The sequence below is a fragment of the Shewanella sp. SM87 genome (assembly GCF_025653705.1).
In the GTDB taxonomy this organism is placed as follows: Bacteria; Pseudomonadota; Gammaproteobacteria; order Enterobacterales; family Shewanellaceae; genus Shewanella; species Shewanella oncorhynchi.
Genome location: NZ_JAKKSC010000044.1, coordinates 16338 through 28755, shown reverse-complemented (window position 1 = coordinate 28755; position 12418 = coordinate 16338). Strand labels below are relative to the sequence as shown.

Genomic DNA, 12418 nt, shown 5'->3' with positions numbered 1-12418 from the left:
ATCAATGTTCTAAGCCAGCTACGTTTAGGCCAAAAAGTCCACTTCAAGGCCAAAGAAGGCCAAGTGTTCGGGGTGGTTATCAAAATCAACAAGAAATCAGTGATGGTGGTCAGCGATGATAACCGCCAGTGGAAAATCCCACCAGGACTGGTGCAGATCATGAAAGACATCTAGCCAGGATGCTTGGCCGAAATCTATAAGGCGTCAATACGTCCTAAAATGGACGCTTACGGCTGGGGTGCAATTGATGCGAGCTTCATTCGTCGTGAGGTAAGCATTACTCAAGGGCGCATTATTGGTGGCGGCAAACGTGCAGCAAGTTTAAGCAGCGACTATGTGTTGGAATACCGTGGCCGTAAACTGGCCGCCATTGAAGCGAAAAAAGAACAGTTAAGCTATACCGAAGGCGTTCGCCAAGCAAAAGACTATGCCCAGCGATTACAATGCCGCATTGCTTATGCCACCAATGGCCGTGAGATATATCAAATCGATATGGCCAGTGGTGTAGAAGAACTAGTAGAACGCTTTTTAAGCCCTGATGAGCTATGGGCGCTAGCCTTCGATCCTGCATTTAGTACCGATATAAATGCCACTGAGGCAAACTACACCTCAATTTGGCGCGAACGTTTTGCGCAGATTCCTTTTGAGTGTAAAGGTGATTGGCAACCACGTTATTATCAAGAAAACGCCATCAACAATGCCTTAGAAGCCATTGCCAAAGGCAAACCTAAGGTTTTATTAACCCTAGCTACCGGTACAGGTAAAACCTGTATTGCCTTCCAAATTGCATGGAAACTATTTCAAAGCCGTTGGAGCTTACCAGCGCAAAAACACCCTAGCGCAGCAAAGAAACGTCCACGGATATTATTTTTAGCCGACCGCAATGTTTTGGCCAACCAAGCCTTTAACGATTTTGGCGCTTTTGGTGACGATGCATTGGTACGCATGACACCTGCAGATATTCGTAAGCGTGGCGGTGTCCCTAAAAATGCCTCTATCTTTTTTACCATCTTCCACACATTTATGAGTGGCCCAAACAAAGATATTGAAGAAAAAGAAGACGGCGAAATAACCCAAGACGACGATGCTTATTACAAGCACTACCCAGCTGACTTTTTTGACCTAGTTATCATTGATGAGTGTCATCGCGGCGGTGCAAATGATGAAAGCTCATGGCGCGACATTCTTAACCATTTCTCCTCTGCTGTTCAACTGGGATTAACGGCGACGCCTAAGCGAACAGACAACACCAACACTTACGCCTACTTTGGCGATGCGGTTTACAGCTACACCCTCAAACAAGGCATTAATGATGGCTTTTTAACTCCGTTTAAGGTTTACCCCATTGTCGGCACCATGGATGAATATGTTTATACCCCTGGGGATGGTGTTGTTATACAAGGTGTTCCAGAGCCTGGTAAGCTTTATAGAGAAGGAGACTTTAACCGTATTATTACCATTCCAGTGCGCGAGCAAAAACGTGTGCATTACTGGATGGATAAATTTAATCCGAAAGAAAAGACCATAGTGTTTTGTGCCACGCAAGAACACGCAGGCAAAGTGCGCGATGAAATTAATCAATACGCTAGGCAAAAAGGCTGGACGACCAATACAAATTATTGTGTTCGCATCACGGCTAATGACGGTAAAGACGGCGAGAAAGATTTAGAAATATTCAAAGATAACGAGAAAACCATCCCGACAGTTTTAACCACATCGCGCAAGCTGTCTACTGGTGTTGATGCCCGTAATGTGCGTAATATTGTGTTAATGCGCCCTTGTAATAACATGATTGAGTTTAAGCAGATTATTGGTCGTGGTACTCGGCTGTATGATGGTAAGGACTTCTTTACCATATACGACTTTGTAAAAGCTCATCATAATTTTGCCGATCCTGACTGGGATGGCGAACCTGAACCAACACCGCTTTGTGAAACATGCAATGAAAGCCCTTGCGTCTGCCAACCTGAACCTTGTTCAGTTTGTGGCTTTACACCTTGCAACTGCCCTGACGAACCATGTGATGAGTGCGGCAACGAGCCCTGTACTTGCGAGCAACCACCATGTACCAAATGCTGCTTAAGCCCTTGCATCTGCCAACCAGAGCCCTGTAGTGTTTGTGGTAATCAACCATGTACCTGCGGCGGTAAAGAGAAAATAGTGATTAAGCTGTCTGACGGCAAAGCGCGGCAGATACTACATATTTCATCGGTTATGTATTGGCATGGTGGTAAACCTGTTACCGGTAAAGAATTAGTTGAAAGCTTATTTGGCGATATGCCGCAATTCTTCAAAGATGAAGATCATTTACGCGCAATATGGAGTGATCCAGATACCCGCGAACAACTACTATTAAACCTCGCAGAAGCCGGTTACGACCATGAAAAGCTTGAGGGGATGAAAGACCTAATCGATGCTACGCAAAGCGATGTATACGATGTACTGAAGTATGTCGCTTTTGCCACTGAGGTCCACACAAGACAGGAGCGAGCTAACAACGCTAAACCCGCCATCGTGCAGTCGTTTGGGGATTATAAACAACAAGAGTTTATCAACTTCATCTTGAGTAAATACGTCGAAGATGGTGAGGATGAACTTTCACCCAAAAAAATGCGTAGCTTGCTAGACCTGAAGTACAACAACATCAATGACGCCATCGCCGAGCTGGGCACACCCTTAGTCATTCGAGACACCTTTATCGGATTTCAAAAACATTTGTATGAATAAAAAGGAATTTTAAGCATGCCATCAACAGCTTTGGAAGGTTTAGTTACAGAATCAGGTTGGACGATAGGAAAAATGATCAATAAAACCTCAGGAAGTGGCGGAAATTTTTGTACTAGATATACAGCCGTTTCAAGTAGGGGAAAGATAGGTTTTTTAAAGGCTATGGATCTGTCAAAAGTTGCATCAGGTTCTCTTGAAGGGATGAAAAAAACAATTGATGAATATCTTTTTGAGCAAAAAATATTAGAGCAGTGTAGAGACCAAAAATTATCTAAAGTAGTTACACCACTAGATAGTGGAGAAATACTTAGCCCAAAAAGTTTTCCGCCATTTAATAGAGTCTTTTATATTATTTTTGAACTGGCGGAAGGCGACTTAAGAGAACAATTCATAAACACAAATATTAGTTCATGGAGATCACTATTTAAATCCCTACACCATGTTGCTATTGGTATAAGGCAATTACACCTCATAGGCATAATACATCAAGATATTAAACCATCAAATGTCTTGTGCTTCCCCAATCAAGAGTCGAAAATTTCAGACTTAGGGCGAGTAACTGATGTAAGTGGTAACTCACCATTTTCAGGGCTCACTTTTACAGGTGATAGATCTTATGCTCCAATTGAAATTCACCTCGGATTTGTACCGTCTGAATTTATAGATAGGAAACTCTCTGATTTGCACATGTTTGGAAGCTTAATTTTCCATGTCATTTCGGGCGTACAAATAACTCCTATATTGATCGAAGAGTCAAAATTATTAATCCCTCCAAATTTAGAAACTTACCCTGAGATACTTCCATTCATGAAGTCTGCATTTACGACAATAATGAATAGATTTAGGAATGATTGTGAGAGCCTCTTTGGATATGAGATTGCTAACGAACTGGTATGTATTGTAGATGAACTTTGTTATCCAGATCATGATCTTAGGGGTAACAAGAAACACTTAAACAAAGCACAAAGATTATCAATGGAGAAATATATAAGTAAAATGGCTGTAATTAATAGAATGGCATTTGTTAAGGGGTTGAGTTAATTATGTCAAATAACATATTAATGATGGAAAATAGACAGTTAATTCCTAGGTGGCATACATCTAGAAAATTATTCAAATATCACTATGCAGCACAAAATAAGCTAGGAATAAAAAAGAGTAATTTAGTAAATGACTTTTGGTTTGAAAAATCACTGAATCATTGGAAGGAATCACCAACAACTGCAAACGCGATTGATCTATTTATAAGATATATTCAAGAAGATGAAAGAGATAACTCAACATTTAACACCCTCCAACGATTTCTACTTGATAATTTTGATGCTCTTCCAAATGCTGTACAAAACCTTGTTTGCCCAAAATTAAAATTGATCGATAACTCTTCTGGCTACTCTACTAATCCCGAACAAGTTCACCTTATAATTAATAAATTAAAGAACATTGTAAAGTTAAACCCTAGAGATTCATTAAGCTGGATGGATCTAGGGTTTTATTACTCTATATTAAGTGAATATAAAAAAGCAGAATATTGTACTGGAATAGCTAAAAACCTTGATCCACAGAATTCCTATATTGCGCGAGCATATGCTAGGTTTTTAGTACAAATAGATGATCCAGAGCAAGCAATTTGGTACTTGAAAAACATTCAAGGAATTAACACTAACCCACTTATACTTAGTGCTTACATGGCAATAGGTTCAGCATTTGAACTAATAAAACCTAATATAAAACCTGCTCTATTACTATTAGAAGGTTGGAAAGGAAATCAAGCTAGAATATCGGAATTAGCAGCCACTGTAGGTACAATCGAAATTCAAAATGGTGCTATAAAAAAAGGTAAAAAACATCTACAACAAGCTTTAAATGAACCATCTGAAAATGTTGTAGCTCATGCAAAATGGTTACATCATAAACATCGAATTATTTTCCCAAATATACCTGAAAACAATACCTCAATTGAAGGTGGAGTTAATGATTTATATGCCAAAAAATTATTTTTACAATGTAGAGATAAGTTAGTAGAAATGTATGAATTTCAGCCATATAGCATAGGGCCAATTGTTGATGCTGGCTATTTGAGCATAGCAGGATTAAATGACCCACAATTTGTTATAGATATTTCAAATAATAGAATACCAAAATCTCATATGGGTTTTGGAGAGTTAAATAATCTTATTGTTGCAAAGTTAATGAAAAAACAAACATTGGATATTGATGTCGACCTAAGATTATTATCCAGAAGAGTTAATAGCGAAGATCCTAATAGCGTTGCAACGCTGTCAGCGACATACGGGATGGCATATATTGAAAATGGCATGCTAGAGGAGGGTCGGAATTTATATGAAAACTCGATAAGAATACTAAAAAATAACAACTTAGATCGTACTCTTTGTTTAGCGTATCATTTCTATGCAAAACAACTAGAAGCAGTTTCACCAATAGAAGCAAAGTCATTAAAAAATGAATCAATAAAATTGGCAAAAAAATACCGAATTTTAGAAATGATTGAGTAAGTATTATATGAGTAGAGTAGAACTACTTTAGTTATTTAGTTTTATGAAGCTCCTTATTAGATTCTTTACTTGTCAATTGATTTGATTTTCTCTAACAAATCTATCTTTTCCTCTTCACTCATATTCTCAAGTAAGCACAGTAATTCTGCTGTGCTTTCTGACTCACAAAAAAAATAAGCCACAGGTACACCTAGCTCATCGGCCATTGCCTTTAAGGTCTTGTAGTCAGGTGTATGCTTGCCTTTTTCATACTGATTCATACGCGCACTCGCGCTACCAACTTCCATACCTAGCTGGATACCCAGCTGTTTTTGACTAATTCCCTTAGCAGTGCGAGCTTGTTTAAGCCTAAGAGGTAATGGATTGATGATTTTATCTGCCACAGCTTCAACATGATTTGTCCTTTGATAACTCAGATTGTCTTAGTTTTTTCACTTAAGGTATACTAAGGAATCCTTAGCTTTTTGGAGCTTGTTGTCAAGATTTAATCTGAGCTAAGTAATATCAAGTTACCTATCAATGAAGGCTTGTTGATTTAAGCGTAACAAAATGTCATGGAGTGGCTCGTTAAGCATTGAAATTAAAAACTATTGGTAAAAACCGTGGCTATAAAATTAATTCGTATAAATGAAATTTTGTTTAGTATTATCATTGCCGTAGAGCTTGAAAAATTCACTATTACTCAGATAAAAAACTTGATAATAGAGGCGAATTCTTCAGTATCGCCAAAAGATATAGATCAGCTGGTGCGTCGTGCTTGTGCAAAGCTGGTCAATGTTGGATTTTTGGAGAAAAGAAACCAGGTGAATAAGCACGTTTATTATAAAACAGCACTGTTCGATAAATCACAGCTAGTACCCAGCAACGCGCGAGTCAAAGCAATAGCTATCACGTCTTCAAACTCACAAGAACTAACACGCCTTAAGGCTACACTCAACCAATATCAAGTTGATTTACTTGGATACATTGGGGAAGCGGAAGAGTTTAAACGTCTCATTGAAGAGATCCCCAATTCGAAACCCAGGCTTTATCCCAGATACATGAATGCTCGTAATCAAAGTTCAACATTGATGGGGAAGATTAAAGCTGTAGAGTCATGCCTTAACGACCTCAAAGGACTATGACGGTGAAGTTAAGACAATGGCAAAGCCAATGCGTTGATGCGGCGTTGGCACGATATCAAACTCAAAGTCACTTTATGTGTTTAGCCACGCCAGGTGCTGGTAAAACTATTATGGCTGCAGAACTAGCTGCAAGACTGATTGCTATGGGGAAAATTGATTTTGTGCTGTGCTTCTCTCCATCATCAGAGGTGAATGACAGCATTCGCTCAACCTTTTCAAAGCGTCTGAACAAGCGATTTGACGGGCTAATGGGTGCCATTGGTAGTGTCTATACCTATCAGTTCATGCCCTCCTTAACTGAGGTGTTTTGGCAGCTATTACGAACACATAAAGTGTTTGTGATCATGGATGAAGTCCATCATCTAAAGGGCAATCTTCTTAGTAATGCCAATGCATGGGGAGAAGAGGTACTACTAAACATTCAATATCATGCGGCATATACGTTAGCGCTTTCAGGTACACCTTGGCGCTCAGACAAGGCCCCTATTGTGCTTTCACGATTCACTGAACCAGATAATACAATCCACTGTGATTTTAGCTATGGATTAAAGCAGGCAATTGCGGATAACGTCTGTCGTCAGCCTAATATCGTTTTAATTGATAACAACAAAATCAAACTAGAAATTGATCAAGAGATTGAGACATTTGCATCTATAGCTGAGCTCTTGTTAGATCCAAGATACAGTTATCAGGCGTTAATTAATCATCATCAAATAATGCATTATATGTTGAATCAAAGCGTTAAAAAATTAACTGAAATGCGCCTGAGTAACCCGAATGCCGGCGGTTTAGTTGTTGCGGCGTCAATTAAGCATGCTAAACGATTACTCCAAATACTTGTCTCTGATCTTAAACAAAGTGCGTGCATCGTGACATCTAGCTCAAAGAATCCTTCCTGTATTATTGATGGATTTCGACAAAGTCACACCCAGTGGATTGTTAGTGTGGGGATGATTTCTGAAGGTACAGATATCCCTCGGCTGCAAGTATGTTGTCATTTGAGCCGAATAAAAACTGAAATGCATTACCGACAAGTCCTAGGTCGAATATTAAGGGTTAATTCAAATGAGGCTCAACAAGCTTGGTTATTCACGTTAGCAGAATCAAGCCTGACAGAGTTTGCTTATAGAATTGACCAAGATTTACCAGAGCAATCTGTGGTTATCGAGCAGACTGGCTCACAGGATTTAGACATAGAGTTACCGCAATTAACATCAAGTGAAGCTACTCAAGGGAATATAGGTAATGAGTTACATGTGGATCTGTCAGGTTTTTCATTATCCAATACTAATGGACATGCTAGCGCTTCACATAAGTCAGCCATTGACGAAGAGAACTCTTACAATTTGGCATTGCTAGGTTCATATAAAGAGCAAATCGTCAGAATGTTTGATAATTATTTACTCAGTAGCTGAGCTAAGGTTTGTGGTTTAGAAAATACTCTAGCAATCAGCATGTCTTCTGCTGACATTGCATTTGAGTTATACCTAGAATGCTCAAAAACTTCAGAAATCAGAATATCCTCTATTGGTTGCGTAAATGGATTATTTGAGACTGTCCCTGATGTTCGATTGAAAAGTGTTGTATAAGCATCAGCAAAATGTTGATTTTCTAGCGTGTTAGCACCTGCGAGTAGCGCATTCTTCAATGCTTCTAAAAGAAAGTGTTTTAGAATCCTATTTTCACCTCTACAGGCTGCAAATAAGGGAATTGCCACATGCTTGTCTTCCAGCTTGGGAAGCTCCTCAAAGGGCATGTACTTAGCTAAACCCATCAGATATTGGCGGTAATACTTGCTGTCTTTTTGAAGACTAAAATATTCAAGTTTTCTTCTTCTCACTAAGCGAGATGACCACTGTGGTTCTTCTGCAATTTGTTCGGCCCAAGGCATACCGACTAACACAATAGGAACTCTGGCTTCTTCACTTATATACTTGAACGCATTTGCAATCAGCTGTCTCTCTTGAACTGTTTTGAACTCGATTAATTCTTGAAACTCATTAATGATAAGCAGCTCAACTTTGGCTTTAACCAAGTTATCAACCAGTTTTTTCCTCAAGTCAGTGGCATAGCCATGCTTCTTTCTTTGATGGCTTCCAAACAGTTTAAGATCCATCAACATCTGAGTTAGTGTTGCATCTAATCCTTTGCCACTAGATATACGGCTAACTAGAACTGGTATAGATTCACGTCCGTAATTTTGGCTAGCTAATACTTGTTTTTTATAGTGGCTGATTAGATGGCTTTTGCCTACTCCGGTATCTCCCGTTAAGAGCATACATTGCTGATCTGATTGAAAAGTTCGATTAAACCTTAGTTCATCAAAATCATTGAAAATGGTTATCAGCTGAGGATGCATGACAATACAGTCGCTAAATTTACCCAGTTGTTCAATTTGAGTAGGACTTAATGTCTTCATTCAAAAGCCTCTAAATCGTCGTCCCAGTTTTCGAAAATATGGATTTGTTTAGCTGCTGATTTACTAGGTAAAAGTAAGCTCTGATCATCACTTTTCATTTTTATCGTATTTTGGCCTGTGCTACTCACATCAGCCAACTGAGCCTGTTTCTTAACCGCTGTAATTTTTGCTTTGGTTTTGGATGCTATAAATGCTTCTTGCTCTTGTTTAACTCGAGCATGAATAGCCATACGCGCTTTAGCTAATCCCAAATCATCCTTCCCTTCCCGAATAATCTCACGATTAATTTTCTTAATCACTTTATGCTCATGAAGGCTCAAACCGTGGGTATAATCACTATTATCAGTACAGGGGACTTTAAGATAACCGCCTAATTCCTCGAGGTAAACATGGATACTCGATAGATCATCAGGGTCGACTTTAATGATTTTTTTGATGGTTTCTTTGGTTTGTGGGTAATGCTTTCTGTAATCGGCCAAAGCAGTAGAGTCATACATTAACTCTTCAAATTTAAAACCGTTTCTGGTTAATGTTCGCTCACCTGAAATACCCATCAGCACAGTAAACCGTTGTTCGTCCTCTGTACTCATCTTTAGTGGCGGGTAAATATCAAAGCCACGCTGCCACTGTTTTATAGGAATTCGTGTTTCACGTGAGTCTGATTCTTGATGATAAATATCAACAATCCAGCGATGGAATTCTTCAACAAAAGTAGAAAAGCGCATAATGGCGTCTTTTTCAGGTTTATAGTCTTCTTTTGCTAGGATATTCGAGAAGGTTTTACCTGGTATTTCGGTTAAAAAGCATTCGTTAATCGTCCCGAAAAAACGTTCTACAAAAGGCTTTAACCAAGGTTTACGAACTTGATTAATTTGAATGTTAATTCCTGCTTCTTCACACGCATGCTCTAAGCTCTTAGACCAAAACTCAGCTCCATTATCCACAACTAGATTTTCAAATTTACCAAAGCAAGGCCACTCATGTTGAAGTTTGATCCCAAGACCTTCAAATGATTTAGGTTTTATTGCATGTACTATTGCTTTTGCAACTGAAACATATGAAGGTGCTCGATAACTTAAGTGAAACCCCAAAACACAACCGCTGAAAACATCAACAATCAAAGTTAAATAAGGTCTGCCAATTGGGATAGATAATTCATCGTCAATCAGGATTAGATCTAGTGGGGTATGATCGATTTCTACCCGCTCTAATATTCGCGTTGGGGGAATATGGGAAGAGCAATAAGCAAACCATTGATCTGCTTTAAATTTACCATGCCGCGCCACTGCAACAGGATAAGGAGGTAATGACTTTATTCTTTGGTTAAAGCTTTTATAAGAAATGATAGGAATTTGTCCATCAACAATGCTCTCATTTTCAATTGTGATGGCATCTTTATAGTACTGATATGCTGTAGATACTTTAGGCCTTTTAGCATCTAAAAAACGAGTTAGGGCTTGCTCAAAAAATGCTTCATCCCCCTTAACTCGACTCGTTCTATTACCCATTTTGTGTCGCTTAACGACTAATGATGCAAGGTCACCATCACTTTCAATGTAGCTTTTACGCCAACGGACTAACGTTCGCCAGTTAGGCCGCTTGTCCATGGCCGTAGTAAAAAGAACATCAAGAATTGGATCTAGATTTTTTTGAGTCCATCCACCAGAAATTTTTTTGTCTATGAAGACAATGAGTTGATATTTGTTTAACGCATTGTCTCTTAAAAATTCAGGGAAGGTATCTAAGTCTCTTTTGACTAATGCAGTATCCTCTAACTTCACATATTGAATGGGGGTATCTGGTTTTTTAACTAATTCAGACTCACTAAATTCATCTTCAAAATCCATCATTCAATGCACCATACAGCTGGATTACAACCAAGATCATCCTGGCTTAAGTTCGCCTTAACCAATCCTTTATGCATAAGGGAATACAAGTGTGAACGGATTTCCCCTAATGCTAATGATTGCTTTGCAGCCACATCGTTAACACTCATTTTCCCTGTTTTTTTTATAAGATTAAGCAGTTCAACTTGAATGTCGCTCAAGCCGTAAACTCCCGAATATCGATGCAAAATTTTAAGATTATTTAGAATCGGGTTTACACGGATTTGACGTTCAGTGACCAAGATAAGATCTGCACCTAAAGACTGAGCAACTGCTTTCTTTGCTAGAAATTTAGCCCTAAAGATTGGATCGAATGTTTTGCTATAAGGTTTATATTCATGGAACTTTACTGTCCCATCAAAAAACTGAATTATCGCATCAGGAGTATAGGGCAATCTTTTGCCCTCAAAAGCGTAATAGAACCCTTCAGGCTGGCTACCAAACACCTCTATACAATCATTGTATTCATGATGAAAGCACGCATCAAACTCCAATGAACTTTCACACATTATCGTTTCGCTAACTTTTGCGCTAGCGAATTTAAATACGTTTTTGTTCGGTGATGGTTTGCGTAAGCTTCTTATATACATAAGTATAATTCGAACGAATAGTGTACATTTAGTGTACTGGCATGCAGTTTTTTGTCAATCTATGGGTTATTAATTGTTCAACATACTAATATTAAAGAAAATAGCTTTTGTAACATGATTACAAAAGCCATTTTTATGTCATTGAATGAGTTAAATTTGTCAGACTATGGGTACGTTATGTCAGTGTATGGGTTCAGCGACAGAAAGCATACAATGTTCGCGATGAGAAAAATCTTCGCTATTTCATCGCGGCTTTTACGTAGACATCGAAACGGTTTTTCTTGGTTTCAATAACCGTATTAGGTTTAACCCCATCCAAATCTTCGGCATAATCAGGGCGCTTAACGACGACACGTTTAGTTGCTAAGGCTAAAGCTGGGGTGAGTAAGCCATCGGCATCTAAATCGGCACCGACTAAGGATTGGAATACACGCATTTCTTTTTTAACAAGGGCCGATTTATCACGGTGGGGGTACATAGGATCGAGGTAAACCACATCCACCTCTTGTGCCAATTTCGATAGTGCTTCTAGGCTAGATCCATGAAATAGGCGCATCCGCTCACGCATCCAATCGCCAATTTCAGCATCTTGATAGGCGCGGCGTAAGCCATCTTCAAGTAATGCGGCAACCACAGGATGACGTTCAACCATAGTTACTGTACAACCAAGGCTTGCGAGCACAAATGCATCGCGCCCTAAACCCGCAGTGCCATCGACCACACTCGGTGTTACCCCTTGCTTTAATCCCACCGCTTTAGCGATAGATTGGCCACGACCGCCACCAAACTTACGTCTATGAGCGACGGCGCCAGTCACAAAATCCACCACTATGCCATCGAGCTTAGGCTCATCGCGTTTATGCAGTGATAAAGTATCTGATTCAAAACGCAATTCGAAGGTCGCATTCGCATCGTAGACGAGTTGCCAACGTGCACAAATATCCACAAGTGTTGGGTATTGCTGATTGAAAAAAATCGGGGTCACAGGCTGTCTTCTAACCAACGAAAATGATGGCCATTATGCCTAAAAATCTCGTTTATGAATATGCTAGTAAGCAAAACACATCACCAAGCTCATCACTGTATTAGCCAATTTGTCTCAGTGCGCCCTTAATAATTCAAACAAGTATCACACTGTAATATACTGATTTATAAAGGC

At 39.2% G+C, this 12418-nt stretch carries 10 protein-coding genes; 5 read left to right on the top strand and 5 right to left on the bottom strand.

What is annotated here, in order from left to right; genetic code table 11:
- The first annotated feature begins 183 nt into the window (after positions 1 to 183).
- Genes hsdR through L5M11_RS21820 form a run of 3 tightly spaced genes read left to right on the top strand, consistent with a single transcriptional unit; the run spans position 184 to position 5240 of the window.
- Complete coding sequence (gene hsdR, locus L5M11_RS21830) at positions 184 to 2727, top strand: EcoAI/FtnUII family type I restriction enzme subunit R (RefSeq protein ID WP_263193246.1); 2544 nt, start codon at positions 184 to 186, stop codon at positions 2725 to 2727.
- A 15-nt stretch (positions 2728 to 2742) separates the two neighbouring features.
- Positions 2743 to 3768, top strand: a complete 1026-nt coding sequence (locus L5M11_RS21825) for a protein kinase domain-containing protein (RefSeq protein WP_263193245.1) — start codon at positions 2743 to 2745, stop codon at positions 3766 to 3768.
- 2 nt (positions 3769 to 3770) lie between these two features.
- Positions 3771 to 5240, top strand: coding sequence for a hypothetical protein (locus L5M11_RS21820; RefSeq protein ID WP_263193243.1), 1470 nt, complete (start codon positions 3771 to 3773; stop codon positions 5238 to 5240).
- Between the two features lie 65 nt (positions 5241 to 5305).
- Here L5M11_RS21820 and L5M11_RS21815 read toward each other — a convergent pair whose 3' ends face one another.
- Complete coding sequence (locus L5M11_RS21815) at positions 5306 to 5623, bottom strand: helix-turn-helix domain-containing protein (RefSeq protein WP_263193240.1); 318 nt, start codon at positions 5621 to 5623, stop codon at positions 5306 to 5308.
- 219 nt (positions 5624 to 5842) lie between these two features.
- Here L5M11_RS21815 and L5M11_RS21810 point away from each other — a divergent pair, with 219 nt between their 5' ends.
- Positions 5843 to 6364 (top strand): hypothetical protein, encoded by a 522-nt coding sequence (locus L5M11_RS21810; RefSeq protein ID WP_263193238.1) that lies wholly within the window; start codon positions 5843 to 5845, stop codon positions 6362 to 6364.
- Positions 6365 to 6366: 2 nt separating this feature from the next.
- Entirely contained in the window at positions 6367 to 7779 is a 1413-nt protein-coding gene (locus L5M11_RS21805) for a DEAD/DEAH box helicase (protein WP_263193237.1), read from the top strand.
- Here L5M11_RS21805 and L5M11_RS21800 read toward each other — a convergent pair.
- From L5M11_RS21800 to L5M11_RS21785, 4 genes are all read right to left on the bottom strand, one after another.
- Positions 7761 to 8783: a TniB family NTP-binding protein gene (locus L5M11_RS21800; RefSeq protein ID WP_263193235.1), complete on the bottom strand. Its 1023-nt coding sequence runs from the start codon at positions 8781 to 8783 to the stop codon at positions 7761 to 7763. The two genes, L5M11_RS21805 and L5M11_RS21800, sit on opposite strands and share 19 nt — an antisense overlap.
- Positions 8780 to 10633, bottom strand: a complete 1854-nt coding sequence (locus tag L5M11_RS21795) for a Mu transposase C-terminal domain-containing protein (protein ID WP_263193234.1) — start codon at positions 10631 to 10633, stop codon at positions 8780 to 8782. Before L5M11_RS21795 ends, L5M11_RS21800 begins: the two co-directional genes overlap by 4 nt.
- A complete protein-coding gene (locus tag L5M11_RS21790; RefSeq protein ID WP_263193233.1) occupies positions 10630 to 11178 on the bottom strand; it encodes a TnsA endonuclease N-terminal domain-containing protein in 549 nt (182 codons plus the stop codon). Before L5M11_RS21790 ends, L5M11_RS21795 begins: the two co-directional genes overlap by 4 nt.
- Positions 11179 to 11497: 319 nt before the next feature.
- Positions 11498 to 12244: a class I SAM-dependent methyltransferase gene (locus L5M11_RS21785; protein WP_063882138.1), complete on the bottom strand. Its 747-nt coding sequence runs from the start codon at positions 12242 to 12244 to the stop codon at positions 11498 to 11500.
- Between the last annotated feature and the right edge of the window lie 174 nt (positions 12245 to 12418).

Coding starts and splice junctions, on each gene's coding strand:
- L5M11_RS21825 (WP_263193245.1), top strand. CDS start 2,743: ATGCCATCAACAGCTTTGGAAGGTTTAGTTACAGAATCAGGTTGGACG.
- L5M11_RS21800 (WP_263193235.1), bottom strand. CDS start 8,783: ATGAAGACATTAAGTCCTACTCAAATTGAACAACTGGGTAAATTTAGC.
- L5M11_RS21790 (WP_263193233.1), bottom strand. CDS start 11,178: ATGTGTGAAAGTTCATTGGAGTTTGATGCGTGCTTTCATCATGAATAC.
- L5M11_RS21795 (WP_263193234.1), bottom strand. CDS start 10,633: ATGATGGATTTTGAAGATGAATTTAGTGAGTCTGAATTAGTTAAAAAA.
- L5M11_RS21820 (WP_263193243.1), top strand. CDS start 3,771: ATGTCAAATAACATATTAATGATGGAAAATAGACAGTTAATTCCTAGG.